Annotated in this window: 32 protein-coding genes, 2 tRNA genes and 1 riboswitch; of the genes, 22 read left to right on the top strand and 12 right to left on the bottom strand. The window is 59.4% G+C overall.

Annotated features, from left to right (window positions below; translation table 11 throughout):
* Positions 1 to 128: 128 nt before the first annotated feature.
* The 9 genes from ATN84_RS27205 to ATN84_RS28110 all read left to right on the top strand — a co-directional run bounded on the left by ATN84_RS27205 (position 129) and on the right by ATN84_RS28110 (position 4,332).
* Complete coding sequence (locus ATN84_RS27205; protein ID WP_161939548.1) at positions 129 to 272, top strand: hypothetical protein; 144 nt, start codon at positions 129 to 131, stop codon at positions 270 to 272.
* A 49-nt stretch (positions 273 to 321) separates the two neighbouring features.
* Entirely contained in the window at positions 322 to 1,167 is an 846-nt protein-coding gene (locus ATN84_RS01775) for a hypothetical protein (protein ID WP_153020063.1), read from the top strand.
* Between the two features lie 261 nt (positions 1,168 to 1,428).
* Complete coding sequence (locus ATN84_RS01770) at positions 1,429 to 1,824, top strand: MerR family transcriptional regulator (protein WP_068879815.1); 396 nt, start codon at positions 1,429 to 1,431, stop codon at positions 1,822 to 1,824.
* Entirely contained in the window at positions 1,825 to 2,412 is a 588-nt protein-coding gene (locus ATN84_RS01765) for a hypothetical protein (RefSeq protein WP_068879814.1), read from the top strand.
* Positions 2,409 to 3,017 carry an HK97 family phage prohead protease gene (locus ATN84_RS01760; protein WP_068879813.1) on the top strand — a complete coding sequence of 203 codons (609 nt, stop codon included), beginning with the start codon at positions 2,409 to 2,411 and terminating at the stop codon, positions 3,015 to 3,017. The genes ATN84_RS01765 and ATN84_RS01760 overlap by 4 nt, the downstream gene beginning before the upstream one ends.
* Complete coding sequence (locus ATN84_RS01755; RefSeq protein ID WP_068879812.1) at positions 3,014 to 3,343, top strand: hypothetical protein; 330 nt, start codon at positions 3,014 to 3,016, stop codon at positions 3,341 to 3,343. The genes ATN84_RS01760 and ATN84_RS01755 overlap by 4 nt, the downstream gene beginning before the upstream one ends.
* Positions 3,340 to 3,582, top strand: coding sequence for a hypothetical protein (locus ATN84_RS01750; RefSeq protein WP_068879811.1), 243 nt, complete (start codon positions 3,340 to 3,342; stop codon positions 3,580 to 3,582). The genes ATN84_RS01755 and ATN84_RS01750 overlap by 4 nt, the downstream gene beginning before the upstream one ends.
* A 145-nt stretch (positions 3,583 to 3,727) precedes the next feature.
* Complete coding sequence (locus tag ATN84_RS01745; RefSeq protein ID WP_244490962.1) at positions 3,728 to 4,060, top strand: hypothetical protein; 333 nt, start codon at positions 3,728 to 3,730, stop codon at positions 4,058 to 4,060.
* Between the two features lie 35 nt (positions 4,061 to 4,095).
* Positions 4,096 to 4,332: a cold-shock protein gene (locus ATN84_RS28110; RefSeq protein ID WP_082766047.1), complete on the top strand. Its 237-nt coding sequence runs from the start codon at positions 4,096 to 4,098 to the stop codon at positions 4,330 to 4,332.
* Positions 4,333 to 4,528: 196 nt separating this feature from the next.
* On the opposite strand, the gene ATN84_RS01740 is transcribed toward ATN84_RS28110, so the two are convergent.
* Positions 4,529 to 5,032: a superinfection exclusion B family protein gene (locus ATN84_RS01740; protein WP_068879809.1), complete on the bottom strand. Its 504-nt coding sequence runs from the start codon at positions 5,030 to 5,032 to the stop codon at positions 4,529 to 4,531.
* A gap of 172 nt (positions 5,033 to 5,204) precedes the next feature.
* On the opposite strand from ATN84_RS01740, the gene ATN84_RS01735 reads away from it, so the two are divergent.
* From ATN84_RS01735 to ATN84_RS01720, 4 genes are all read left to right on the top strand, one after another.
* Positions 5,205 to 5,402, top strand: a complete 198-nt coding sequence (locus ATN84_RS01735) for a hypothetical protein (RefSeq protein WP_068879808.1) — start codon at positions 5,205 to 5,207, stop codon at positions 5,400 to 5,402.
* Positions 5,392 to 7,392 carry a phage tail tape measure protein gene (locus ATN84_RS01730; RefSeq protein WP_068879807.1) on the top strand — a complete coding sequence of 667 codons (2,001 nt, stop codon included), beginning with the start codon at positions 5,392 to 5,394 and terminating at the stop codon, positions 7,390 to 7,392. The genes ATN84_RS01735 and ATN84_RS01730 overlap by 11 nt, the downstream gene beginning before the upstream one ends.
* A gap of 10 nt (positions 7,393 to 7,402) precedes the next feature.
* Positions 7,403 to 7,738 carry a hypothetical protein gene (locus tag ATN84_RS01725; RefSeq protein ID WP_153020062.1) on the top strand — a complete coding sequence of 112 codons (336 nt, stop codon included), beginning with the start codon at positions 7,403 to 7,405 and terminating at the stop codon, positions 7,736 to 7,738.
* Positions 7,739 to 7,880: 142 nt separating this feature from the next.
* Positions 7,881 to 8,654, top strand: coding sequence for a hypothetical protein (locus ATN84_RS01720; protein ID WP_068879805.1), 774 nt, complete (start codon positions 7,881 to 7,883; stop codon positions 8,652 to 8,654).
* 5 nt (positions 8,655 to 8,659) lie between these two features.
* On the opposite strand, the gene ATN84_RS01715 is transcribed toward ATN84_RS01720, so the two are convergent.
* From ATN84_RS01715 to ATN84_RS28055, 7 genes are all read right to left on the bottom strand, one after another.
* Positions 8,660 to 9,289 (bottom strand): hypothetical protein, encoded by a 630-nt coding sequence (locus ATN84_RS01715; RefSeq protein ID WP_068879804.1) that lies wholly within the window; start codon positions 9,287 to 9,289, stop codon positions 8,660 to 8,662.
* 24 nt (positions 9,290 to 9,313) lie between these two features.
* Entirely contained in the window at positions 9,314 to 9,757 is a 444-nt protein-coding gene (locus tag ATN84_RS01710) for a hypothetical protein (RefSeq protein ID WP_068879803.1), read from the bottom strand.
* 81 nt (positions 9,758 to 9,838) lie between these two features.
* Positions 9,839 to 10,135, bottom strand: coding sequence for a hypothetical protein (locus ATN84_RS01705; protein ID WP_068879802.1), 297 nt, complete (start codon positions 10,133 to 10,135; stop codon positions 9,839 to 9,841).
* Positions 10,132 to 10,323, bottom strand: a complete 192-nt coding sequence (locus ATN84_RS01700; protein ID WP_068879801.1) for a hypothetical protein — start codon at positions 10,321 to 10,323, stop codon at positions 10,132 to 10,134. Before ATN84_RS01700 ends, ATN84_RS01705 begins: the two co-directional genes overlap by 4 nt.
* 176 nt (positions 10,324 to 10,499) lie before the next feature.
* The gene (locus ATN84_RS26570) at positions 10,500 to 11,132 is read right to left on the bottom strand and encodes a hypothetical protein (RefSeq protein WP_153020061.1); all 633 of its coding nucleotides are present in this window, start codon (positions 11,130 to 11,132) and stop codon (positions 10,500 to 10,502) included.
* Positions 11,133 to 11,205: 73 nt separating this feature from the next.
* Positions 11,206 to 11,697, bottom strand: coding sequence for a hypothetical protein (locus ATN84_RS01690; protein WP_068879799.1), 492 nt, complete (start codon positions 11,695 to 11,697; stop codon positions 11,206 to 11,208).
* 6 nt (positions 11,698 to 11,703) lie between these two features.
* Entirely contained in the window at positions 11,704 to 11,946 is a 243-nt protein-coding gene (locus ATN84_RS28055) for a helix-turn-helix domain-containing protein (RefSeq protein ID WP_082766046.1), read from the bottom strand.
* Between the two features lie 351 nt (positions 11,947 to 12,297).
* On the opposite strand from ATN84_RS28055, the gene ATN84_RS01680 reads away from it, so the two are divergent.
* Positions 12,298 to 12,374, top strand: a tRNA-OTHER gene (locus ATN84_RS01680).
* Positions 12,375 to 12,581: 207 nt separating this feature from the next.
* On the opposite strand, the gene ATN84_RS01675 is transcribed toward ATN84_RS01680, so the two are convergent.
* A tRNA-Gln gene (locus ATN84_RS01675) sits at positions 12,582 to 12,655 on the bottom strand.
* A gap of 289 nt (positions 12,656 to 12,944) precedes the next feature.
* Positions 12,945 to 13,024, top strand: a riboswitch (Fluoride riboswitch).
* Between the two features lie 134 nt (positions 13,025 to 13,158).
* Here ATN84_RS01675 and crcB (ATN84_RS01670) point away from each other — a divergent pair.
* From crcB (ATN84_RS01670) to ATN84_RS01650, 5 genes are all read left to right on the top strand, one after another.
* Positions 13,159 to 13,560, top strand: a complete 402-nt coding sequence (gene crcB / locus ATN84_RS01670; protein WP_068880818.1) for a fluoride efflux transporter CrcB — start codon at positions 13,159 to 13,161, stop codon at positions 13,558 to 13,560.
* A complete protein-coding gene (gene crcB, locus ATN84_RS01665) occupies positions 13,557 to 13,973 on the top strand; it encodes a fluoride efflux transporter CrcB (protein ID WP_068879797.1) in 417 nt (138 codons plus the stop codon). The genes crcB (ATN84_RS01670) and crcB (ATN84_RS01665) overlap by 4 nt, the downstream gene beginning before the upstream one ends.
* Positions 13,974 to 13,988: 15 nt before the next feature.
* Positions 13,989 to 14,327: a DUF190 domain-containing protein gene (locus ATN84_RS01660; protein WP_068879796.1), complete on the top strand. Its 339-nt coding sequence runs from the start codon at positions 13,989 to 13,991 to the stop codon at positions 14,325 to 14,327.
* A gap of 172 nt (positions 14,328 to 14,499) precedes the next feature.
* Complete coding sequence (locus ATN84_RS01655) at positions 14,500 to 15,981, top strand: Ppx/GppA phosphatase family protein (protein ID WP_068879795.1); 1,482 nt, start codon at positions 14,500 to 14,502, stop codon at positions 15,979 to 15,981.
* Positions 15,978 to 16,688 (top strand): RlmE family RNA methyltransferase, encoded by a 711-nt coding sequence (locus ATN84_RS01650; RefSeq protein ID WP_068879794.1) that lies wholly within the window; start codon positions 15,978 to 15,980, stop codon positions 16,686 to 16,688. The genes ATN84_RS01655 and ATN84_RS01650 overlap by 4 nt, the downstream gene beginning before the upstream one ends.
* A 1-nt stretch (position 16,689) precedes the next feature.
* Here ATN84_RS01650 and ATN84_RS01645 read toward each other — a convergent pair whose 3' ends face one another.
* Positions 16,690 to 18,114 carry a DHA2 family efflux MFS transporter permease subunit gene (locus tag ATN84_RS01645; RefSeq protein WP_068879793.1) on the bottom strand — a complete coding sequence of 475 codons (1,425 nt, stop codon included), beginning with the start codon at positions 18,112 to 18,114 and terminating at the stop codon, positions 16,690 to 16,692.
* Positions 18,115 to 18,301: 187 nt separating this feature from the next.
* Between ATN84_RS01645 and ATN84_RS01640 the strand changes: the two genes are divergently transcribed.
* Positions 18,302 to 19,285 (top strand): MBL fold metallo-hydrolase, encoded by a 984-nt coding sequence (locus ATN84_RS01640; RefSeq protein WP_068879792.1) that lies wholly within the window; start codon positions 18,302 to 18,304, stop codon positions 19,283 to 19,285.
* A 7-nt stretch (positions 19,286 to 19,292) separates the two neighbouring features.
* Here the strand turns inward: ATN84_RS01640 and ATN84_RS01635 are convergent, their stop codons facing one another.
* Positions 19,293 to 20,081 (bottom strand): sulfite exporter TauE/SafE family protein, encoded by a 789-nt coding sequence (locus ATN84_RS01635; protein WP_068879791.1) that lies wholly within the window; start codon positions 20,079 to 20,081, stop codon positions 19,293 to 19,295.
* 11 nt (positions 20,082 to 20,092) lie between these two features.
* Positions 20,093 to 21,469, bottom strand: a complete 1,377-nt coding sequence (locus ATN84_RS01630; protein WP_161939547.1) for a chloride channel protein — start codon at positions 21,467 to 21,469, stop codon at positions 20,093 to 20,095.
* A gap of 184 nt (positions 21,470 to 21,653) precedes the next feature.
* On the opposite strand from ATN84_RS01630, the gene guaB reads away from it, so the two are divergent.
* Both guaB and ATN84_RS01620 read left to right on the top strand, forming a co-directional pair.
* Positions 21,654 to 23,147: an IMP dehydrogenase gene (gene guaB, locus ATN84_RS01625; RefSeq protein ID WP_068879789.1), complete on the top strand. Its 1,494-nt coding sequence runs from the start codon at positions 21,654 to 21,656 to the stop codon at positions 23,145 to 23,147.
* A 174-nt stretch (positions 23,148 to 23,321) separates the two neighbouring features.
* The gene (locus tag ATN84_RS01620; RefSeq protein ID WP_068879788.1) at positions 23,322 to 23,738 is read left to right on the top strand and encodes an MAPEG family protein; all 417 of its coding nucleotides are present in this window, start codon (positions 23,322 to 23,324) and stop codon (positions 23,736 to 23,738) included.
* The last annotated feature ends 2 nt before the right edge of the window (positions 23,739 to 23,740 follow it).

Genomic DNA, 23,740 nt, shown 5'->3' with positions numbered 1-23,740 from the left:
CGGGGCACCTCTTACCCCACGCAGGCGCCATACGGCGGACCGGTGTGGGGCAAACGCGTAGAGTTTTCCAATTCAAAATATGAGGGTGCCCCCCTTTGCTAACCCGTATAAATTTTTTTGGAGAAAGCATGACCGACAGCACCACCGACACCACCACCCCCCGCCTGGACGGCGCCCACCGCGGGCGGCGTATTTCGTGGACGGAATTCTACAAACTTTTCCCCGACCTGAAGCCAAGCAACGACAACGCCAAGCGCGAGCAAGCGGCCTAACCTACACAGCCGGCTATAGCTGGCGCACTATGAAGGGAACTCCACACCCATGGCTACCAAAGCTGTACCTGTAATGACGAAACTTCAGAAGCTGCTCGCGGATCGGAAGATCGCGGCGAATGACAACCATCCTGAGATTGATCAGAAAGACATTCCTGTCTGTGACGTTAATCACTGGCTCGGTTATATGGACCGCGGAAAGGGCTTTACAGGATCCGAACCCCACCCATATCGGGAGCGCCCGAGGCAGATCGTTTCCCGCTTTGCGTCTGTCCGCTGGCCGGACATCAAAACACCGCCCGCGCCCGTCAATGACAACGGTCCTTCTCGCACCGGCAGAGCGCCGACGAAGCATGACAAAAAGTGTGCCGGCGAAGGTCTGCCCGTTGAGCATGAAATCAAATCTGGTCGCATTGCGGGTTATCTCTGGGAGGTCGCTGCAGACGTTAGAGAATGCTACGAGACGGCGAATGCGCCAGTGATTACTACGCGATGGTACGGTCATGACGCGGGTAATGCCGTGAGCATGGAGCGCCGTATTCTTGCACATCGTGCATGCCAGATGATGCGGTATCGTTTGATGCATCTATGGCGCCCGCTGATTGATGCCTGCGTCTTTGGAAAGAAGATGGGTGACATCGGACGCGAATATGGCGGCAACAGTGAAGATGCGGCCAAGCTGGGGCGCCAGAAGGTCATCGACGCCCTGATCTTCGCCAGAGAGGTGTTTTGGGATCTGCGCACCTTTGCTCGCGAGGATGCCGCGAACAGTATGGCTGATGGACCGTTACCGACGCGGAACACATTCGCACTCGGACGCAAAGCCGGCGAGATTCCAGACTTCATCAATCAAGCGGCGAACTCCAATATGCGGAGCATCCGCGCCGTGGCGTAGAGGGGGTAGGAGTCGGTCGGCATGGTTATGCTATAATGGTCTTATGAATTCACGGGCGGCTTCGGCTGCCCGTTTTCATTTCGCGCCGTTCCATGTGCTCGGCGGGAATGGGCGGCGGTGTTCTGTGGAGTTCCCCGCCGCCATCTATTTCCACATCGCGCCGGGGCGATCCGGCGCTCGATCGCGCGCGTCGCTTGTTTTCCTTGCAGGCGGCGCGCCTGCGTTCTCTTTTTTGTTCTTCTCATTCAACATAGGTCGCAAATGAAAACCGACTACACGGTCGCGCAGGCGGCGTTGCTTGTCGACATACCCGAATCCTCAATCAGGGGCTGGATCCAGCGCTCGGCTTTCGAATTCGGCCAGCGTACCGCTAGCGGACGTATCAGATTTTCGGAACGGGACGTACGGTGCCTCGCATTGATGCAAGCGCTGGTCGCCCACGGAATGCCGCCGAACGCAGCCGCCAAGAAGGCCCCTGTGATAGTCGATCGCGCCCGCGATCACGCATTGGTCGCAGTCGTGTCGCTCGATCCCCTGCGTTCGCCGCTGCTCATTCCCAGCGACACCCTAGACCTGACCGGCCACGCGGTCGTGACAATCGCGCTCGGCCCGCTGTGGGCGGCGATCGCTGAACGCAAAAAACAAATGGGAAATTAAGTGGATACAAAGAGACTGGCGGAACTCGACCGCCAAATAAAAGCCGCCGATGAGGCGTTCTGGGCGGACCACGCGCGCACCGCCGCCGCCAGAGAGGCCGGCGAAAACGAGGGCGAAGTCGCCCAGCGCGCCGCTTCAATGCGAGCCGAAGCATTGGAAGAACAGGTGGATATTCTGCGCACCAAACGCGCCAACGTTGCGGCGGGTCTGCCCGAGGATCTTGGAATTACGCCACCCATCGATCTTGCCGGCGTAGTAGAGCGCAGAATCGCGGCCATGAGCGCCGTCTGGGAAAAAAACTTCGCGGCACATAAGGCAAGTCAGATGAAGGCGCTGGAGGAGGGACTCGACAAGCTGGGCGATGCTGTCAAGGGCTATGTGGACCGGTCGTTTGCCGCGACGAGCGGGGCGTTGAAATACATGGGCGTTCATCAGAAGGCCATGGCCTACAAACAAGGCAGCGTCGTCACGGACGGCGGCAGCGCTTGGTGTGCGGTAAAGGATGTGCCGGAGGGTGAGAGGCCCGGCGCGTCCGATGGTTGGCAACTCATGGTCAAAGCCGGCCGCGATGGAAGGGACGCAAAATGAATCGAGCTTATTCACTTCTAGACATCAAAAACATTGACGACGACCAGCGCGTCATTACCGGGATTGCATCCACCCCGTCGCCAGATCGGATGGACGATATTGTCCTCCCGGAGGGTGCGGTTTTCAAGCTGCCGCTTCCGTTGCTTTGGCAGCACAATCATTCGGAGCCCATCGGTCATGTCACCAAGGCCAAAATAACCACGGCCGGAATCGAGATCGTCGCGCACGTTGCCAAAAACGTGTCCGAAGAGATCGATCGGGCGTGGAGACTGATTAAAGCCGGGCTGGTGCAAGGTCTGTCGATAGGCTTCAGGGGCTTGGAAACCGAAGCTATTCCTGGATCGTTTGGAGTCAAATTCACAAAATGGGAGTGGCTTGAGCTATCCAGTGTGACCATCCCCGCGAACGCTGAGGCCACGCTTACTTCAGTCAAAGCCATGGATAGAGCCGCCAGGAAGGCCACCGCGCGTATCGAGCGTGTTCACGTTGTGAAACTGCGAAACGACCGTGTCGTTAAACTCGACAAACAGCCGCCGCGGATCAATCCGCACGTTGTCCGTGGTGTGAAGACAGGCCGCGTTGTCAGATTGGGAGACAAAGGATGAGCACAGCAATGAGTGAGATAGATCAATTGATAGCCGACGGCGACGAACCGGCGTGGGCAATCGCCGCCGTCAGCGCTGCACGATGGGCGCAGCAGTTGCTAGATGACGAGGCCGCGAAGCTGGATGCCGTTGGCGCCTCTGGCAACGATGTTGAAGCCGCGTTGGACGCAAAGTGGCAGGAAATCGACACTTGGCTTACCGACAGCCTAGACACGATTGCTGCCGCGGCGCGCCATGCCCTTGCTTATGCGGACAGCCGCATCGCATTGATCGCGGCGAGACTGGACGCCTTAGAGGCTAGCCACGGCACGCAGGCTGCGCCATGAACCGAGATGCGGTTGAACGGCTCATAGCCGAAGAGGGCGTGCCGCGCGAGCGCGTGGCCATGGCCGTGGCATTGGCTAGGATTGCGCATGCCGCGCTCGAAAGTGATCTCGAACTGCTGCGCGCCCATGGCGCCACAGCCGACGAGCTGGCGGCGCATAGGGACCGCAGGAATGCCGAGATGGATGAGTGGCTGAATGCCAGCCTGCGGGCCGGAATGGCAGCGCTGGACGCCTCCTGACCGCCAAGCCACCGGGGGGGGGTGGGCTAGACGGACCGACCCGTCGACCCGCAGGAACGGCGGGGGACCCTCGCGTACGCATCCACATTTCAAAACATGGGGGGTCTAAGTGCCAAACCCACGAAAAAGCCTAGCATATGCGCGCTTGACGGGCGCCATTAACAAAAATCCGCAGCGTTACAGAAACCGCGCGGAGCCCTTGGTTACAGAACCGCTTGGGAAGCCACCGAAATGGCTGCAAGCTGCCGAGATTGACGCCTGGAACGATTTTGCTTCTCGGCTTCCATGGCTCAATAAAAGCCACCGGTGTATCACGGGGATTGCCTCTGTCTTATCAGCGCGGATGGCCAGGGGAACGCTCGGCGTGCCCGGCATGCAGTTGCTGCGCCAGTGCCTTGGCCAGATGTGCGCCACCCCAGTTTCGGCTGCCAAGGTCTCGATGCAGCAGCCAGAGGAAGTTGATGACCTCCTCGACTGACCCAACGCTATGGCGCGCCCAATTCGGAGCAATCTATGCCGACTGGAAGAGTAATTGCATACAATGACACGAAGGGCTACGGCCTCATACAGTCAGATCCAATAGCCGTGTTTTTCCATCGTTCCGCCCTTGAAAGCGCTACTCCTAAGGCTGGCGATACGGTTCGTTACGAGACGACACAGGAAGGCCGCAACAGTCCGCGAGCGACGACAGTTCGCGTGCTTGATCCGGCCGTGATGGCCGAGGCCGACCGTGTTTTTGGGACGGCATAGTGCGGGCTTTCGCGCAGGAAAATCCCAATAGTGAAGAATAGGTTGGGGCCATTACCTGCGCAATGCGGTTGCGGCAGACCAGCCTACAATCCTACGGGGTACTATGCGCTTATTTTGAGATCGCAGCAATTGGCGGCCCTACAACGGGCTGTGCAATCGTCGGAAGAACATCAGACAGGAAGGTGGGTTTAGATAATTAATGAAGAAGTTCTGGATGCTTCTTAAGGTACGTTCTTGCCCATGGATGTATTAAATACGCCCACTTCATGTTAAGCGATGATACACTTGACGCACGCGTGACAATCTTTTTTCCTTCCAACAGATTTATTGTGCCGTTGGATATATCCGCATGTACCTCTGAGCGACCATCAAAGATGAAGCAGCGTAGTATTGCCTTTTCATCATTCGTGAGATCTAATAGAACTTTGCGACGATGATAAAGCCAAACCCTTTCCTTGAGATACGGTTTTATAAAGCCGCCTATCGCCCAAAGTAAATTGGACGCAAGCGCTGTCCCCCCAATAACCAATATCAATCCGATGTAGAGCCGATATTGCCCGCGCAGTTCGTCAATGCCAATTCGCGAAGCGTATTCGTCGGGAAGAAATAGAATGGCAGTCGTGGCCAAAAACATGGGAAGCGCCACTTTGGAACTGATCTCTTGAGATAGTGAAAATAGTTTCGTCAGCCATTCGGGCATTGCTCATCACCTCTGGTGGAAAGCACCGATTACAGTCGAGCGTATCGCACACCGGGGGTGTGTCGACAACTTTTTCTGATCGGCCGCAGACCACCCGCCGCCAAAAGCTAGCAATAAATCAAAATTGAGAATTTCAGCCCGCCACGTGCGGGCTTTTTCAATAGGAAAATCCATGGATATTAAAGAAACTGCGCGTACCGCCATGCATACGCTGACGCGTGCCATGCTGACGGCTGGCATACCTGCCGCAGAAGTGGCCGACACGCTGATTTGCCAAGCGCTCGCAATATATTCGGTTGCCACCGGCAGGCATGCCGCAGCGGATGCCCTCCTGGAGGTCTGGGGCGAGGAGCGCATGCATGGCAACTGACATCGAACGGCTGGTTGTCCAGCTTAGCGCGGATATCAAAGGCTACGAACGCGCCCTTGCCAGAGCAAATGGTGAGACGAACCGGCGCGCTAAGCAAATCGAAAATCGATTTTCAAAGCTCAACAAAACCATATCCGCATCGATGTCAAATTTCGGCAAGGGCCTCCTCGCCGGCGTGGCTGGTGGGTTGAGTTTTGGCGCGATTGTCTCTGGTGCGCAGTCAGCTGCATCAGCACTGGCTAAAATAGGTGATGAGGCGCAGCGCGTCGGAGTTACAGCGTCGACACTCCAGGCATTGCAATTCTCCGCAGAACAGGCGAAGGGCAGCGCAGAGGCGGTTACAACCGGTCTGGTGAGGTTTGCCTCCGGCCTCGCCGATGCGTCCGGTGAGGGTGGCGAACTTTATAAGGTTTTGAGGGCTAATGGCGTCGCCTTCCAGGATTCAGAAGGCAAGATCAAACCTACGCTCGATCTTTTCAAATCCTATGCGGATCTCGTAAAAAACGCGCGCACGCCACAGGAACAACTCGAATTCGCAGTGCGCGCCTTCGGCCGTGCGGCCGGGCCAGAACTTCTTGGCCTGTTGAAGGAGGGAAGCGGCGGCATCGAGGCGTTAATGCAGCGTGCGCAAGACGCTGGTGCCGTCTTGGATGACGAACTGATCGCCAAGGCGCAGGAGATAAACGACAAATTTGCCGAAATCGCACGAACGGTTGGCACGCAGGTAAAGGGAGCTATCGTTTCGGTGGTTGCGGCGCTGCGGGACTTCGCCAATTCGCCTCAGCTTATCGGCGCCCGTACCGCCGAGCAGATTGAGTCACGCATTTCCACGATTCAAAGCGAGATCGACCGGCTGCAGAAGCTCGAAGCTGATGCGCGTGCACAGTTCCCGAACGCCTTGCCTTCCGCGTTCGAGGGGAACACGGCCGCCATCGCCCGCTATCGTGATGAGCTGGAAGGGCTCAAAACGACGCTGGCCTCGATGAAGGCCGTTGAATTACCGACCGCCGATCCAGAAAAACCGGGGAAACCTTCCATCCTCCCGCCTGGCGGTAGTGGCGGTTCGAAGAGCGATAAAAACGCTCTTGCGGCTGAGAGACTTGCCAAAAGTTACAATCAGATCGTCATCGCCGCGCGCGGCCGTATCGAGACCTTGAAGGTAGAACAACAAGCGCTTGGCCTCACGGAGGTCGAGGCGGAGAAACTTCGCTTCGAGCAGGATCTTTTGAATGCCGCCGCACAGCGCGGAATCAAGCTGACGCCAGAGCAAACGGCGCAGTTGAAGACCCTTGCGGGGGAGTATGCCAACCTATCGATTGCGATCGACAAGGCTGCAGAAAAAGCCGAAGAAATGGCCGAGTTCCAGAAGGGGCTCACGCGCGGCATCGTGGACGGATTTATTGAGGGACGAAAGGCAGCTGACGTATTTGCAGATGCGCTTTCGAAGATCGGTGACAAGCTGCTTGATCTGGCGTTCGACGGCCTGTTTGACACAAAGGCCAGCGGGGGAGCAGGTTTCAGTTTCCTGAAACTCCTCGGCTTCGACAAAGGCGGTATCGTCCACGCGGCTACAGGAGGCCAGATCCGCGGTCCCGGAGGCCCTCGCAGCGACAGTATACCGGCGCGCCTCAGCGATGGGGAGTTCGTGGTAAATGCCGCAGCGACAAAGCAGAATCTCAAGCTTCTGAATGCAATCAATTCCGGGAAGGATATTGCTCTAGCTAACGGTGGATTGGTTGCAGGAGGTTCTCCCTTACAGGCGCCGCGAATACCAAGCTTGGCGAACATGACCACGAACAACTCTACGACGAATTCCCCTACAATCAATGTCAATGTCTCCGGCGCAAATGGCAATCAGGAGATCATGGCGATGGTGCAGCAGGGCGTTTCGCAAGGAATCAACATCTGGAAAAATAGCTCGGACTTCAAATCGCACGCATGGGCGCAAGCCGATATGCGTGTGTCGCAGCCACGCACGCGCCCATTCTAAGGAGGCAGCTGTGACATTCACCCTCGTATTCTTTCAAAATCGCGCCCCCTCAGTTGGCACCGGCTGGATGTCATGGGGGGGGATGGTCAAGGGGTCCGGCGTTTTGGAGCGACAGTTCTACGTCGATCAAGGAAGTAATTGGTACGACTACCCACCAAGCAAATGGGATTCGGACTGGGGCTACAGCTCGCTCGATGATTTGCATCATCTGGAGGCGAACGGGGTTTATATCGAACCGCCATGGCCTTCGCTATCGGCCGCCGTGCGCCAGCAAAGGATTGACCAAATGTACGCCGCCGCGTCGATCCGGAAGCGCTGGAACGGTACCGGGTGGGAAAGCTATTGATGGAGGGTGCCCGGCAGCGCGAGTTGCCGGGCTGTGAAGCGTAAAACGGGCGCACATTTTGCTGCGGAAAGCTGCCTCATTGATCTTCTTGGGCTTGCGATAAGCATCGTTGCCCGCCAGATTGAGAAAAGAGGTGGGCAATATGCAGATATTCGATTTTATCAGTAAGGAAGAGTTGGACGAGCTTCCGGAAGATGAGAGCGCAGCTTTTTTGGAATTCGTTCGCATTGCTCGTCGTAAGCTGCAAACTCGAATTAGCGAGCTAGATCCGCAGGACGAAAATGATTCCGAGGTTGCCCACGATGCCCGGCACGGCTTCGTCAATGTAGTTACCGCAACTGCTCGCCGACTACATATTGAACCATTCGCCTCAATGGAGGTGCCTAGGGTCAGAGACCTATCCTACGAGGATTATCGCCAGTTTATTGCCGATGTAGATCACTATATGACGCAGATGCTTTTCGATGGCCGCTCGACCAGCAGGAGGCAGACCGTCGGCCTGTCCGACGACGCAAAAACAAAAATTCGTTCCAAGCTATTTCATCTACGAGAAGCTCTTGAAAAATCAGACTACGATGAGCGAACCCGCAATCGATTGAGGGCCCGTTTAGATGAATTCGAGAAGGAATTGGAGAAGAGCAGAATCAACATTGTGGCTGTAGCTTGGGTCGCAATCGAAATTCTCGCCACTCCTGGTGCCTTAATGGGCTCATACGACGCATCCCTCAAACTAATCAATCAGATAATGCAGACAGTCGGCGAGGAAAAGCTTAGCGAAGATGAGAGACGGCAATTGCCGCCGATGGAACAACCCGCCGCGCTAATGCCGCCCCGTATTAAAGAAAAAAAGACGAACTCAAAAGCAGACTTTGGCCGCGGCTTTGGTCGTGATCTAGACGAAGAGATTCCATTCTAGCTCTTCTAATCGATATATCTGATGCGGCCCACCAGTGGCGCTACCTCGGTTCGGGTATCGGATAAGAGATCCTTTTGGCGCCGATACTTTTCTATCACACGACGCAGGCGCCTTTTCTGCTCCGTCCTGTCTACTGACCTGATGCTTGGAAAGAGCCCCCGGATGGTCGGCAGGTCTGCATCGCCAGCAAGTTTGTCCTCGTAGACAGCGTACCACCACACCTGGAAGACCTGCACCTCAACTGGAAGCCGTCCCGTTACGGCTTGGTAGTCGTGCCACCCCATGAACAGGGGCGCGTCATTATGCTTATCGCTGAATGTGGATAGCAGGTCCGCGTCGTCGCGCGCTGTCTTTCCGTCACGATCATGAAAGTGCTTCAGCGCGTTCCAGTATTTATTACGCAATCGTCGTATCGTTTTTAAGTCGATTGCCGGATGCTCCTCTAAGATGTGGGTGGAAAACGACCCAATTCCCGAGCTTTCCGCGATGCCTTCCATAAGCTCGCATCCTGCACAGGCCAAGGAATGGACGGAGAACGGATCTCTGTCTTTGATAAACAATGATAGTGCGCTACCGAGTTGCGCGCGGGCGATGAGAAGTTTCAATCCGGTGGTATTGTTGATTTCCACGTCCATGGAGCTTTCCAAGAATGGGTGACCTCAAAACAGCATCTTGTACACGTTGCCTGTGCTGTCCTTAGCGATCCCATAGCCGTTTGCTGTTCCGCTGCCGGTGAAGAACTCGGCATCCACAGATGTTCCGCGTGAGCACGTCATAAAGGCCTGCCCCTTGTTGACGCCTGGCAGAATGCCCTGTGTGACCGTCGAACCGAACACAGCGCCATATTGCGTGAACAGCGCTCCAGTCGAAACATATCCGGTTCTCGGGGCAACTGACGACCACGTTCCGATGCAGGTTTGCCCATCTGGAAGAGTTGCCTTTATCGGGCCGCTGTTACCCTCGACACCTTGAGCAACGGCTTTGACGACCGGACGCGGGACGATTTGTGCGTACGGTCCTTCGATCGGATACATATTCACGTTCGCAGACATGCACCCGGTCAACGCGACCGGCGCAAGGATAGCGGAAATCTTGATACTCATTGCAGCCCCCTAGATTGCCCGCGGCCATTTTGCATAATGGTTGCAGGACGGCAATAGGAACTCGTGAGGGTTGATCGCTACTCACCGATCAAAATAGCTTTCCCACGGCTTGCTCTTCTTGTCAGTGGGATCATAAGGAACGCCGCCATACAGCCGTATAAATTCCGTCTGGCTTTCCTCTGTCGGCAGTCTCACAATCGAGAAGTAGTGACCTTCATGGTGGGCTGAGCCATCCAGGCGATACCCGCCGAGACGCTGGCGATCGTGGATCAACTGGACCAGGTTCGTTCGATGCCAGTCCGTCAGGTGAATCACCACCTGAAACGGGTACTTCTCATCGATCAGCGTTTTCGGCCAATCGCCGCGGGACCGGCTCATCGCGAAAACACCGATGGTTTCCAGCCTCGGGCATAACCCGTCGACATAGCGAGGGAAGCCAGCTCGACCTCTCGAATGAGAAAATGGCGATCCTCCAAGAGGGCTTTGATGGCGGCGCGCGCATCACCGCCGTGATAGGCCAACACTTCCTCTATCTCGTCGTCATATTGCCGGGCAGCCGTGTTCATTCGTGTCTCCGCTCATAAGCGGGCGCAACGTCCCTTGCGTCCGTTTTTTTCAATCGCGGCCCCTGCGATGTTCTTATTTTGTTCTGGCAGACGATGAGAGTCAAGCGCAGTACGGTTGTTTTCTAGGCTAAGCTGTTTTGCTGTTTCCTTCGCTTCGTCAGTTAGGGACGCGACCTTTACGGCGCGATAAGCGCATCCATCTCCACGCCCTTATCAAGGCTGGTGCCGACGATGCGGTTGATATCTGGGCCGAGGTTTTCGGCACGAGCTATCTTGAGATTGACGTCGCGCTTAACCGATTCTGGATTGCGCCCATTACCGACAACTGCGGCGACTTCGGCTGCAAATTCCTTTTGACGGTGTCCGCGCCCATCTTCGCGCTTGCTTTCAATCGGGAGAATTTCTCCCGATTGAATACGACCAGACCTTATATCCTCCCAAATCACCTTGCGCCTCGCAATATGCGCCGCCTCTTCGGCAGGCGACAACTCAGACCGCGCTAGGTTCTCGTCGATCTCCATCAGTTCGGCGCGGAGGTCATCTACTTCGCGGTGGCGAGCGTGAAGCGATCTGGCGTGTTGTTTGACTTCGCCATTGTGGCGACTCCTCGATTCCATTGCGGCGACAAGCTCGGGAGCGCCTTGCTGGACTACTGCTTTGGCTTGTCGGTAGGTCTCTGGATTTCCGAAACCTGCTTTCTTGGAAGCTATAGTCGAGGTTTCAGTTCCCTTTAATTCCCCAAAATTTTGGGGATTATCCCGACCGCGTCTTTCGCCAATCTGTACTTCGACCGCCCGTGCAATTGCCACCCTCTCACTCGGCGTGAAGTCAGGTACAGGATTAACGGTGCATTAAGGGAATGCCGGACGGAATCTTGCTTGGTCATTCCTTCCGTTCTCGCTCCTCTTCGGCCCGGATCGTGGCTAGCCTCGCTTCCCGCTCCTGGCGCAATATTTCTTTACGCTTTGGCGTCCAGTAAGCAGGGTCGCGATTCTCTCTATCCAGTTCTTCTGCCAATATGCTTTCGCCCGTGGGTTTGCCGTGATGTAGCACATCCGGAAACCGAAACTCGTCCTTGAAATAACCCATTAGCCACTCGTCAAGATTATCTCTGTATGGCGGGTCCACTTCTTCCACGATGACGAACCAGGTGAGCCACCGATCGTTGGTTTTCTCTTCGACATATTCAAGAAAGTGCCGACCAACTACCTCCATCAAGCGGAGGCCGCCTTCGTCCAGCAATAATGAAATCCTGTCCCCAAAACCGGGAACATTGTTGTGCATGTCCGACAGTTTGAGTGTCGTCTCAAGGTCGAACTCGTCATCGCCTTCCCGTCGAATGACCAGCACGGTGTCCGAAACGATTTCCACCATGGGTGCCTACGAACTCTCCAGCCTTACCCCTGGACCGCCCGTCGTTGTCTCGCCGTCCGCGAGAAAAATGACCCCAGCGCTTTCGAGGGCAGCGCGAATGGCGGCTAGGTTGTTCTTACCTGGTGTGCGCCGCTCTTTTTCAAAATCAATAATGACGCCGCGAGATACTGACGCGGCCTTCGCAAGGTCGTTCTGATCTAAGTTTATCAGGCTTCTCGCTGCCCTGCACTGAGATGGTGTGATCGACATTAAGTCCAACGTTGGATTTTGTGTTGACATGGAATTCGATGTTGGACATTATGTCGTACATCGAACACAAGTGCAACGAGGAGTGTGCCGCATGCTTAACAGGTCGTTTCAGATTGGGGACGTCGGATCATCGAGTGCCGAGGATCGTCTAACCGCCGCGCTCGGGGACATCTCCGCAGTTGCTGACCTTCTGGAAATCTTGGATGAGAAGGCGAGAGGCAATTGTAGGAAGGCAAACATGCTCCTGCGCACTCTAAGGGCGTTGGCCGCTGAGGCCGAGGATTCACTGAGCGCCCTGTGGGCAGAGTTAGCTGCCGAGAAGGGGGAGCGCCTCGCCGCAGCATAAAGTTTGCCCGTGTACCGGCGCGCTCTTCTAAAGCGTGAGCCGTAAACGGATCATGCAGGTTCGATCCCTGCCACGGGCACCATCTATAAACGGCACCACCAAGAAAACCTCGCTGTCGGCGGGGTTTTTTTGTGTGCGCTGGAGGCGATTCCATGTCGCAGTCATGTCGCGTTCCGCTGCCTGCGTTTGTTGCAACCTGTTACAAATCAATGCGTTATGTTGCATCGAATTTCACAGGATTGCGACAAGGAAATCAGGCAAAACGGCCGCTAAGTCATTGATTTTGTTGTGGCTGGGGGACCTGGATTCGAACCAAGACTAACGGAGTCAGAGTCCGCTGTTCTACCCTTAAACTATCCCCCAAAACGCCAATGCCTTCAACGTTTTAGACGGAACGGGAAAAGCGGGTTGGGTACGCTTTTTGGGGGCGGTTCGGTGAACCGCGTCCCGTTCGGTGCCGCCTTCTAGCACATTTGCCGTTTCAATCAAGCCCCTGAAACGGCTTCGCACCCAGAATTATGATCAGCCGGTTCCGGCCGTTTGTGGACCGGCAAATCCCTGAATTCGCGCGAGAAGATGCCGGCCGGCTGTGCGACCGACAGTACGGTCGATATTGACAGAAATCCCGCCGTTATTGTACGCGATTGGCTGTAATCGATGCGGCAATGGATTCTGCCGGGCCGGAAATGGCCGAACCGCTTCCCCGATGAAGCTGATGACTCCTGCTCATTTGCCGTTGAGCGAAAGCGTAGAGTCATGTCCGAGCCCGATTTTCTTTCACTGCGAATCCCCGTTCTGAAACCGTCTACGGTGATCCACCGCCGGGATTGCCGAGCTTGGTCCGCGTGGTTTTCCCGGGTGTTTCCATGAGCCTTGAAGCATGCGTCCTCGTGCTTGCAGGCGGCTTCATCGGCGGTATCGCCCGTTTTTTCCTGTCGGGTTTCGTCGGCAGGCGGATCGGGGAAATCTTCCCCTGGGGCACATTCGTCGTCAATATCACGGGTGCGTTCCTCATTGGCGTCGTTGCCGGGCTGGCACAGGCGTCGCAGGGCTTCCTTGCCGGTGAAATGGTCCGCGATTTCCTGATGGTCGGGCTGCTCGGCGGCTATACGACTATTTCGTCCTACGCCCTGCAGAGCCTCAATCTGGCCTTGGGTGGGCAGCAGCGGCAGGCGCTGTTCAACATCGTCGCTTCGGCCGTTCTCGGCGTTGTTGCGGTCGGCGGCGGCTTCGCCATGGTCGCCGGGATGCTGGGGCAGGGGCAATGAAGCAGGCCTCGCGCAAGACTGAAGCATTGCGGCTCTATCTGGCGGTCGGGTGTGGCGCGGCCCTCGGCGCGCTGCTGCGCTTCGTTTCGGGCTTCTTCATCGTTTCCGGGATGGGCGCTGGCGCGCTCTGGGCGACCGGTTTCGTGAATGTCGTCGGATCCTTCGTCATCATGCTCTTTGCCACCATCACCGGCCCCGACGGGCGCTGGATGGTGGGGCCGACGGCACGGCAATTCGTGATGGGGGGTATCTGCGGCGGTTTCACCACTTTTTCCGCCATGAGCCTCGACGCGTTCCTGCTGGCGCTGCATGGCGGTCCGGTTCAGGCAGTGCTCTATCTCACAGCCGTGATATTCTTTTCGCTCGCCGCCGCCTGGGTGGGCTATGCATGTGCCATGCGGATCAACAGGTAATCGGAGAAGAACGACATGACGCTTCCCAGGGAATCGATGCTTTTGCGGATCTTTTTCGGAGAAAGCGACGTGATTGCCGATGGCACCCCGCTCTACGAGGCAATCGTCATGAAGGCGCGCGAGATGCAGATGGCCGGGGCGACCGTCCTGCGCGGGCCGATGGGCTTCGGCCGTTCCAGCGTCCTGCACACGGCCAAGATCCTGCGCCTCTCGCAGGACCTGCCGATCGTGGTGGAAATCGTCGATGCGCCGGAGAAGATCGAGGAACTGATCCCCGCGATCACGAAGATGACCCAGAGCTGCCTGATCACCACCGAGAAGGTGCAGGTCATCCGCTACGGCAACGGTGATTAGGAACATCGCTGTCGGTTCCCGCTACGGCTTGCTTGCCGCCCGAGTTGCTCCTGATCCTGCTCAAGCCCTTGGTTATTTCACAAAGCGCTGTTACATTAGCGGCAACGTGAAAGATGACAGCGCCTGCCAGCGTCCTCCAGAGGTTCGCGCGGCGCTTGTGAAGGACAAGACTTTGAAGAACCCCGAGGATGACGCGAGGATCGCGTCGCATGACGGGGCGTCAGGTGGGAATTGGGCTCGTAAAGACGCCCGTAATCCCTCCGAAAACGGGAAACGGGAGAACCGTCCGCCCGCAGCCGCATCGGCGGAGCCGCAACCGGCTTCCGATTCGGGACGCCTCGATACCAGCCAGAAGAAGCGTGCGCGCCGCCGTAGACGCGGCAAGGCCAAATTGCGAAACGGGGCAGCGGCGGCGGCCACCATGCCCGCGCAAACGGATGCCCAGCCCGCAGGCCCTTCGACCGCCAAGCCGGCATCGAAACTCTCAAACCGTCGCCGCCGTTCAAGGCGCAACAAGCAGGCCCGCGCGCAGGCGGCGCCCAAACAGGCGGCCGAGCTGCAGGCAGGGCAGGGCGGAACGCCGCGCCCGCAGGAGCAGCAGCGTCCACGGCCCTTCTCCGCGCGCAGCGATGCCCTCCAGCCGCTCTATGCCGCACTCGACCTCGGCACCAACAATTGCCGGCTTCTCGTCGCTGCGCCGACGCGGCCCGGCCAGTTCCGCGTCGTCGATGCCTTCTCGCGCATCGTCCGGCTGGGCGAGGGGCTGAGCGCGACGGGCAGGCTCGGCGACAAGGCGATGGATCGCGCCGTCGAGGCGCTCAAAATCTGCCGCGACAAGCTCGCGTCGAAAACACTGCGCAGATCGCGGCTGATCGCCACCGAGGCCTGCCGCTCGGCCGAGAACGGCGCGGATTTCCTGGGCCGTGTGCGCGAGGAAACCGGACTGGATCTCGAGATCGTCGATCGCCAGACCGAGGCCCGCCTTGCCGTCTCCGGCTGCGGCACGCTGGTCGACCGCGATACGGATGCCATCGTGCTATTCGATATCGGCGGCGGCTCTTCGGAGATCGCGCTGATCGACGTTTCGCGCCGCCGCTCGCCGCGCCTGGCCGAGCACATCATCGCCTGGACCTCGCTGCCCGTCGGCGTCGTCACGCTGGCAGAGCGCTTCGGCGGCCGTGAGGTGACGCGCGAAAGCTTCGCCGCCATGGTCGGCCATGTCTCGGAACTGATCGAATCCTTCAATGACCGGCACAAGCTCGGCGAACTGGCGAGGAGCCCGCGTTTTCATCTGATAGGCACGTCGGGCACGGTAACGACGCTCGCCGGCATCCATCTCGGGCTCGAGCGCTATGACCGCAAGCGCATAGACGGCATGTGGATGGATGAGGGCGACGTGACCAGCATGACCAGCCGGCTCCTTTCCTGGGATTTCGATGCGCGCGTCGCCAATCCCTGCATCGGCGCCGACCGGGCCGATCTGGTGCTGGCGGGCTGCGCCATCCTCGATGCCATCCGCAATGTCTGGCCGAGCCAGAAGCTGCGCGTCGCCGACCGCGGCCTGCGCGAGGGCATTCTCACAGAACTCATGTCACGGGACGGCGCCTGGCGCGACCGTCGCCATCCTCGTTCCAACAACAGACACATATCATGAAGAAACCGGGCGGAACCAAAACCGGCGGCAGGGGCGGTGCAGGCACGCGCGGCCTGCATACGCGCGTCAAGAAGAAGGCGGGAACGATCAAGGAATCGTCGCGCCGCTGGCTGGAGCGTCATCTGAACGACCCTTACGTGCAGAAATCCAAGCAGGAGGGCTACCGCTCGCGCGCCGCCTTCAAGCTGATCGAGATAAACGATCGCTACAAGATCCTGAAGAAGGGGCAGAAGATCATCGATCTCGGCGCCGCCCCCGGCGGCTGGAGCCAGATCGCGGCAGGCATCGTCGGCTCGACCAACGACGACCCGCAGGTCGTCGGCATCGATTATCTCGATGTCGATCCCTTGCCCGGCGTCATCATGCTGAAGATGGATTTCCTCGACGAGGATGCGCCGGATAAGCTGATCGAGGCGCTCGGCGGTCAGCCGGATGTGGTGCTGTCGGATATGGCGGCTCCCACCACCGGCCACCGCCGCACGGACCATTTGCGCACCGCGCATCTCTGCGAGGTCGCCGCCGATTTCGCCATCTCCGTGTTAAAGCCCGGCGGCCATTTCCTCACCAAGACCTTCCAGGGCGGCACTGAAAACGAGCTGCTCACGCTTTTGAAGCAGAACTTCAAATCCGTCCATCACGTGAAGCCACCGGCCTCGCGGGCCGAATCCGTCGAGCTCTATCTGCTGGCCCGCGACTTCAAGGGGTGATCTATTTCACAGCCATGGTGGAGGGCGCGTCGTTCGGCGCGGGATCCTGTTCCATCTCTTTCTGCGACAGCTCGCGGCCGGCGGCCGGCGCGAGCCTGGCAAAGATGAAGAACGCGAGCGCCGATACTGCCGCCACGATGAAGAAACCCGTGTGGAAGTCGGCAAGGCGCAGCGATCCGCCATGGATCGCGGTGCTCACTTCGAGAATGCCGCCGGCCAACGCCACGCCGAGCGCGATGGAGACCTGCTGCGCCACGGCGGTGATCGGCGTCGCCTGGCTGGTTTGCGCGTCGGGGATTTCCGCATAGGCGAGCGCATTGACGCCGGTGAAGAAAAGCGAGCGCAGGAAACCGCTGATCAGAAGCAGCGTCAGGATGAGCGCATAGGATGTGGCGGGCGTGAACAGGCCGTTGATGGCGATGAACCCTGCGGAAATCAGCGAACCGAACATCAGCGTATTGCGGAAGCCGAAGCGGGCGAACACCCGGTTGGCGCCGAATTTCATCCCCATCGCGCCGATCGCCGAGATGAAGGTGATCATCCCCGACTGGAAGGGGCTGAGGCCGAAGCCGATCTGGAACATCAGGGGCAGCAGGAACGGAATGGCGCCGATGCCCAGCCGGAACACGCTGCCGCCGATGACGGCGGAGCGGAACACCTGGTTGTTGAACAGCGACAGGTCGAGAAGCGGATTGGGCGTCTTGCGTGCATGCCGTATGTAAAGGCTGCTTGAGACCATGCCGACAGCGATGGTCGCGAAGCCGATGACCGGCGGCAGATAGGGCAGGCTCACCACGGAAAGCCCGAAGACGACCGCCGACATGCCGACGCCGGAAAGGATGAATCCCGGCCAGTCGAGCGGACGCAGCGAGCGCTCCAGATTGTCCGGCAGGAACTGCGTCGCGAACCAGATGCCGATGAGGCCGATCGGCACGTTGATCAGGAAGATCCAGTGCCAGGTGAAATAGGTCGTGATGAAGCCGCCGACGGGCGGCCCGACCATCGGGCCGATGAGCGCGGGAATGGAGAGCCACGCCATGGCCGAGACAAGCTGGTGGCGCGGTGTCGAGCGCACCAGCACCAGCCGCCCGACCGGCGTCATCATCGCCCCGCCCATGCCCTGCAGGAAGCGTGATACCACAAAGGCGAAGAGCGAGTTGGATGCCGCACAGGCCACAGAACCGATGATGAAAACGGCGATCGCCCAGCGGAAGACGTTCTTCGCACCGAAACGGTCCGCCATCCAGCCGCTTACCGGAATGAACACCGCCAGCGAGACGAGATAGGCGGTCAGCGCCAGCTTCAATGCGATCGGGCTTGTGCCGATGTCGGCCGCGATCGCCGGAAGCGAGGTGGCGATGACGCTTGAATCCATCTGCTCCATGAAGAGCGCGACGGCCAGGACGAGGGGAATGATGCGGTTCAAGACTGAAATCCAATCGTGGAAGACAGAATATCGAAGAAATTGCAGCGCGCGAGCCCGCTTATCGCTGCAATCCCCTCTTAGTTCATCTCACAATCCGGTGATTTCCTTCTTAACGCATCGGCTTTCTATTGCCATCCCGCTACCGTCATTCATGCTTAGGAATATCTCAACGGACCAGGAGGATGCCATGCCGCCCGTCACGATCTCCCGCCGCACCTTGTTTCAGGCGTCTGCCGTCATTGCCGGCGGCCTGGCCACACCGCAGATCATGATCCGCGCCGCCGAAGCGGCCGTGCCATTTTCGGATGCCGAGCTGCCGCGCTTCAACCGCTTCAGGCTGGGCGATTTCGAGGTGGCCACCATTCTGGACGGCCTGCGCCCCGGCGACGGGCCTTACCCGACCTTCGGCGCGGATCAGAGCCAGGAAGCCATGGCCGATCTGATGCGGCAGAATTTTCTGCCCGAGACGAAGTTCGTCAACGGCTTCACGCCCACCCTGGTCAACACCGGTTCGGAGCTCGTCCTCTTCGACACCGGCTTCGGCGAAGGCGGCCGCGCAAACGGCCTCGGCCAGCTCGCCGCCACCATGCAGGCCGCGGGCTATTCGCCCGATCAGGTCAGCATCGTGGTCCTGACCCACATGCATGGCGACCATATCGGCGGGCTGACGGAGGGCGATAAGCCGGCCTTTCCCAATGCGCGCTATGTCGCCGGCCAGATCGAATATGATTTCTGGACCAGTCCTGACCGGGCGGGAACGCCTGCCGAAAACGGCGCCAAGATGGTCGATGCCAAGGTCAAGCCGCTGGCGGAGAAGACCTCCTTCATCAAGCCGGGCGATGCGGTCGTCTCAGGCATCACCAGCGAGGAGGCGTTCGGGCATACGCCGGGACACATGATCTTCCGGCTCGAATCGGGCGGCAAGCAACTGCTGCTGACGGCGGATACCGCGAACCATTATGTGGCGTCGCTGCAGCGGCCCGACTGGCACGTGGTGTTCGATGTCGACAAGGCCCAGGGAGCGGAAACGCGCAAGCGGGTCTTCGACATGATCGCCGCCGACCGGCTGCCCTTCATCGGCTATCATATGCCGTTCCCCGCAATGGGCTATGTCGAGAAGCTCGACACCGGCTATCGCTTCGTGCCGGTGAGTTATCAGATGGAGCTTTAAGACAGGCCTATCGCAGGAATGAATCGAGAAGGGGCAGGCTGATCAGGGCCGCCGCCCCGATCATCCAGTAGCAGATGCGGCGGAAGGTCCGATCGCTGGCTCGACCGAAGAGCAGCGATCCGAGATAGAGCCCAAAAGCGTAGCTTGGGCCCACCGCCAAGGCAAAGGCGACGACCGACGCCACGAAAAGTCCGCCGATGAGATAGCTCACTGTGGTGATAGCCGTGGAAATGGCGAAATACAGCACGAGATTGGCACGCACGATACCGACCGGTATCGCACCGCCGAGCCAATAGGCGATGACGGGTGGGCCGGCGATCTGGGCCGCGCCGCCGAAGAAGCCCGCGAGGCTGCCAACGCCGACCGTCAGCAAGGGCGAGGGCTGATCCTTGTAGCGCCACCCCGATACAAGCAGCGCCAGAAAAAGGATAACCGTCAGGGCGATGGCCCAGCGCACGATGAGCGGGTCGGTCGCGGTCAGCGCCAGAACGCCGAGTGGAACGCCAATCAGCGCACCCAAGGCCATCGTCACGACTTCCCGCCGGTTGGCCCGCCTGGCGGCATCCGGAATCAATCCCAATGCGCCGACGGTATCGATGATCAGAAGCAGCGGCGCGGCTAGTTTCGGGCCGATGACGGAGCTTGCCAGCGGCACGAAGATGAGGGCGCCACCAAAGCCGGAAAAGCCGCGTGCGAGTCCGGCGATGAATGCCGACCCCATCAGGAACAGGATTTGCCCGTTCGAATAGCTCGCGAAGGCGGTTTGCAGAAAGACGGGCATATGCTCGAATATCATGCTTTCCGCCGCTACTTTGCCGCGGATTGCACAGTACCGACCGGTTCGCTTTCCGTCCGGTCCCTGGCGCGCCTCATGCGTAGCGCTTCGGCGACATAGCCGCGCGAGAGCCCGTGATAGAGCGGCTCGTGCGAGATCAGCCGCGCCGTGCCGTAGCCGAGCATCGAGGCGCACATTAGCGGAATGACGTTGTCGTGGTTGCCGGTCATCTCCAGGATGATGACGAAGGCGGTCATCGGCGCCTGCACCACGCCTGCGAAATAGCCCGCCATGCCGAGCACGGCGGCAAGGCTTGCACTGGCGCCGAAGACGAGGCCCAGCGAACTGCCGAGCCCGGCGCCGACCGCCAGCGAGGGGGCGAAGATGCCGCCCGGAATGCCGGAGATCGTCGAAAGCAGGCCTGCCAGGAATTTCTGCAGGAAGAAGAGCGGCGGCAGCGCCGTGCCTTCGATGGCACTGCGCGCCTGCTCATAGCCGGTGCCGAAGGTCTGTCCGCCCGAAATGAGGCCGATCAGCGCCACCAGAAACCCGCAGCCAGCCGCGATCGCGAGTATGCCGCGCAAGGGCTGCGGCTGGATCATCCGCTTGATCCGGCGCGATGCCTTGAGCACGATTGCGCTGAAGATCGCGCCGACTGCGCCGCCGCAAACACCGCAGACGAGCACAAGGACCCATTCGGCATGGCTGGAAGCCATGACCGCCGTCGTGCCGAAATAGGTGTAATTGCCGACGAGGCCGAGCGAGGCGAGGCCCGCCAGGATGACGGCGGAAAGCACGAGCCCGTTGGTACGGGCGGCATAGGCGCGGCCCATCTCCTCTATGGCGAAGACGATGCCGGCGAGCGGCGTGTTGAAGGCCGCCGAAATGCCGGCGGCGGACCCGGCGAGGATAAGCCCGCGCGCCTGCGTCATGCCGCCAATGCGGGCCGATTGCAGCATGATGGCTGCGCCGACCTGCACGGTCGGGCCCTCGCGGCCGATCGAGGCGCCGGAAAACAGTCCGACGATGGTCAGAAGGATTTTGCCGAAAGCGAGCCTGAGCGACAGAAGACGCGTCCGATCCTCGTCATGCGTCAGGTGGCGCGCCGCGATGGCTTGCGGGATGCCGCTGCCTTCGGAATTGGGGAAGTAGGAATAGGCGATCCAGGCGCAGAAGGTGAAGCCGACCGGCGTGATCAGCAGGGGAAGCCACGATTGCCATCCGCTGCCGGTGGTGACGTTGCGGAAGAACTGCTGGGCGATATCCGCAACCTCGGCGAAGATCACGCTGATGACGCCGATCGCGATCGCGCCCGCCCAGAAGACCAGACGGGGTCGCCACAGACGCGGCGACATCCACATCGCATGAGAACGTCTGAGCACACGAACGCGTTTATAAGCCGGATGCACGGTCTACCCCCTGTTCCTACGGCTCGTGTACCATGGATGAAAGGAATGAAAACAACGTATAGCGTTTTCGTGTCTTCCCATTTCGACATAACCGTGTTACCAGCCCGTGCCAATTCAAACGAAGCTTAAAGGAGTCGTCGCCCCACACCGGGAGCGGCGCTTTCTTCATTTAGAGGAATTGGTCATGGCACGTATCATTGAATCGCCCACCGGAACCCTGGCGCTCACCTTCGATGATGTGCTGCTGCAGCCCGGTCACTCCGAGGTCATGCCCGGCCAGACCGATATCCGCACCAGGATCGCACCCGATATCGAATTGAACCTGCCGCTGCTTTCCGCCGCCATGGACACGGTGACGGAATCGCGGCTCGCCATCGCCATGGCGCAGGCTGGCGGCATCGGCGTCATCCACCGCAACCTCACGCCCGAGCGGCAGGCCGAGGAAGTCCGCCAGGTAAAGAAGTTCGAATCGGGCATGGTCGTCAACCCGGTCACCATCGGCCCGGATGCGACGCTCGCCGAGGCGCAGGCGCTGATGCGGGCGCACGGTATCTCCGGCATCCCCGTCGTCGAAGGCAGCGCCGGCGGCCCCGGTCGCCTTGTCGGCATCCTGACCAATCGTGACGTGCGCTTTGCCTCCGATCCCGAGCAGAAGATCCACGAGCTGATGACCCGCCAGAACCTGGTCACCGTTCGTGAGAATGTCGAGCAGGAGGAAGCCAAGCGTCTCCTGCACCAGCACCGTATCGAGAAGCTTCTGGTGGTCGACGATCAGGGCCGCTGCGTCGGTCTCATTACCGTCAAGGATATCGAGAAATCGCAGTTGAACCCGAACGCGGCGAAGGACAGCCAAGGGCGGCTGCGTGTCGCCGCGGCCTCCAGCGTTGGCGATGACGGGTTCGAGCGCGCCGAGCGGCTGATCGATGCCGGCGTCGACGTCCTCGTCATCGATACCGCGCATGGCCACTCCCAGCGCGTGCTCGATGCGGTCACCCGCGCCAAGAAGCTTTCCAATTCGGTGCGCATCATCGCCGGCAATGTGGCCACGGCGGCGGGCACAAAGGCGCTGATCGATGCCGGCGCGGACGCCGTCAAGGTCGGCATCGGGCCGGGCTCGATCTGCACCACGCGTATTGTCGCGGGCGTCGGCGTGCCGCAATTGTCGGCCATCATGTCGGCGGTGGAAGCCGCGCATAAAGCAGGCGTTCCTGTTATCGCCGATGGCGGCATCAAATTCTCCGGCGATTTCGCCAAGGCGCTCGCGGCGGGCGCTGCCGCCGCCATGGCCGGCTCGCTGCTCGCCGGTACCGAGGAAAGCCCGGGCGAGGTTTACCTGCATCAGGGCCGTTCCTTCAAGGCCTATCGCGGCATGGGCTCGGTCGGCGCGATGGCGCGCGGTTCGGCAGATCGATACTTCCAGGCGGAAGTGCGCGACGAGCTGAAGCTCGTTCCCGAAGGCATCGAAGGCCAGGTGGCATATAAGGGACCGGTCTCCGGCGTGCTGCACCAGCTTGCCGGCGGTCTGCGCGCCTCGATGGGCTATGTCGGCGCAAAGAACCTTGAGGAATTCCGCGAGAAGGCGACCTTCGTGCGTATCTCCAATGCCGGCCTGCGCGAGAGCCACACCCATGATGTGACGATCACCCGCGAAAGCCCGAATTATCCGGGGAATGCTTGATCCAAAACGGCGCGGCGTGACGTGCCCCTCATCCGCCTGCCGGTACCTTCTCCCCGCGCGCGGGGAGAAGGAAGATACGGCAACGTCTATATCCCCCTCGCCCCGCTTGCGGGGAGAGGGTAAGGATGAGGGGCAATAGCGCCCCGGCCACCAGGTCATGTTAAGGGGGACCTCATGTCGCAGACTGCGATTTTCTGGCCGATGATTGCCCAGACCGGGCTGATCTTCGTCATTTATCTCATCACCTCTCTCCGCCGCCTCCAGGCTGTCAAGAGTGGCGCCGCACGGGCAGGGGATTACAAGCTTCCCTTCACGGAGCCGGCGCCGAGCGCAACGGCGATCCGCAATCTGTCGAACCAGTTCGAACTACCGGTGCTCTTCTACGTGGTCTGCCTGTCGCTCTACGTGCTGAACGGCGCGACGCTCGTGGCGGTTGTTCTGGCCTGGGCTTTCGTCATCGCCCGCATCCTGCATGCCGCCGTGCACGTTACCTCGAATGATCTGAGGCTGCGCCGCCCGCTGTTCATCGCAGGGTTCGTCATCAATGTGCTGCTGTGGGTCTGGCTGGTGATATGGCTGCTGCGGCTTTGACG

Origin of the sequence: Paramesorhizobium deserti (assembly GCF_001558695.1) — a bacterium.
Lineage (GTDB): Bacteria > Pseudomonadota > Alphaproteobacteria > Rhizobiales > Rhizobiaceae > Paramesorhizobium > Paramesorhizobium deserti.
Note: the sequence above shows the minus strand (reverse complement) of the source record. Positions and strands in the feature narration are given on the sequence as shown.

Coding starts and splice junctions, on each gene's coding strand:
- ATN84_RS27205 (WP_161939548.1), top strand. CDS start 129: ATGACCGACAGCACCACCGACACCACCACCCCCCGCCTGGACGGCGCC.
- ATN84_RS01775 (WP_153020063.1), top strand. CDS start 322: ATGGCTACCAAAGCTGTACCTGTAATGACGAAACTTCAGAAGCTGCTC.
- ATN84_RS01770 (WP_068879815.1), top strand. CDS start 1,429: ATGAAAACCGACTACACGGTCGCGCAGGCGGCGTTGCTTGTCGACATA.
- ATN84_RS01760 (WP_068879813.1), top strand. CDS start 2,409: ATGAATCGAGCTTATTCACTTCTAGACATCAAAAACATTGACGACGAC.
- ATN84_RS01755 (WP_068879812.1), top strand. CDS start 3,014: ATGAGCACAGCAATGAGTGAGATAGATCAATTGATAGCCGACGGCGAC.
- ATN84_RS01750 (WP_068879811.1), top strand. CDS start 3,340: ATGAACCGAGATGCGGTTGAACGGCTCATAGCCGAAGAGGGCGTGCCG.
- ATN84_RS28110 (WP_082766047.1), top strand. CDS start 4,096: ATGCCGACTGGAAGAGTAATTGCATACAATGACACGAAGGGCTACGGC.
- ATN84_RS01740 (WP_068879809.1), bottom strand. CDS start 5,032: ATGCCCGAATGGCTGACGAAACTATTTTCACTATCTCAAGAGATCAGT.
- ATN84_RS01735 (WP_068879808.1), top strand. CDS start 5,205: ATGGATATTAAAGAAACTGCGCGTACCGCCATGCATACGCTGACGCGT.
- ATN84_RS01730 (WP_068879807.1), top strand. CDS start 5,392: ATGGCAACTGACATCGAACGGCTGGTTGTCCAGCTTAGCGCGGATATC.
- ATN84_RS01720 (WP_068879805.1), top strand. CDS start 7,881: ATGCAGATATTCGATTTTATCAGTAAGGAAGAGTTGGACGAGCTTCCG.
- ATN84_RS01715 (WP_068879804.1), bottom strand. CDS start 9,289: ATGGACGTGGAAATCAACAATACCACCGGATTGAAACTTCTCATCGCC.
- ATN84_RS01710 (WP_068879803.1), bottom strand. CDS start 9,757: ATGAGTATCAAGATTTCCGCTATCCTTGCGCCGGTCGCGTTGACCGGG.
- ATN84_RS01705 (WP_068879802.1), bottom strand. CDS start 10,135: ATGAGCCGGTCCCGCGGCGATTGGCCGAAAACGCTGATCGATGAGAAG.
- ATN84_RS01700 (WP_068879801.1), bottom strand. CDS start 10,323: ATGAACACGGCTGCCCGGCAATATGACGACGAGATAGAGGAAGTGTTG.
- ATN84_RS01690 (WP_068879799.1), bottom strand. CDS start 11,697: ATGGTGGAAATCGTTTCGGACACCGTGCTGGTCATTCGACGGGAAGGC.
- ATN84_RS28055 (WP_082766046.1), bottom strand. CDS start 11,946: ATGTCGATCACACCATCTCAGTGCAGGGCAGCGAGAAGCCTGATAAAC.
- crcB (WP_068880818.1), top strand. CDS start 13,159: ATGAGCCTTGAAGCATGCGTCCTCGTGCTTGCAGGCGGCTTCATCGGC.
- crcB (WP_068879797.1), top strand. CDS start 13,557: ATGAAGCAGGCCTCGCGCAAGACTGAAGCATTGCGGCTCTATCTGGCG.
- ATN84_RS01660 (WP_068879796.1), top strand. CDS start 13,989: ATGACGCTTCCCAGGGAATCGATGCTTTTGCGGATCTTTTTCGGAGAA.
- ATN84_RS01650 (WP_068879794.1), top strand. CDS start 15,978: ATGAAGAAACCGGGCGGAACCAAAACCGGCGGCAGGGGCGGTGCAGGC.
- ATN84_RS01640 (WP_068879792.1), top strand. CDS start 18,302: ATGCCGCCCGTCACGATCTCCCGCCGCACCTTGTTTCAGGCGTCTGCC.
- ATN84_RS01635 (WP_068879791.1), bottom strand. CDS start 20,081: ATGATATTCGAGCATATGCCCGTCTTTCTGCAAACCGCCTTCGCGAGC.
- guaB (WP_068879789.1), top strand. CDS start 21,654: ATGGCACGTATCATTGAATCGCCCACCGGAACCCTGGCGCTCACCTTC.
- ATN84_RS01620 (WP_068879788.1), top strand. CDS start 23,322: ATGTCGCAGACTGCGATTTTCTGGCCGATGATTGCCCAGACCGGGCTG.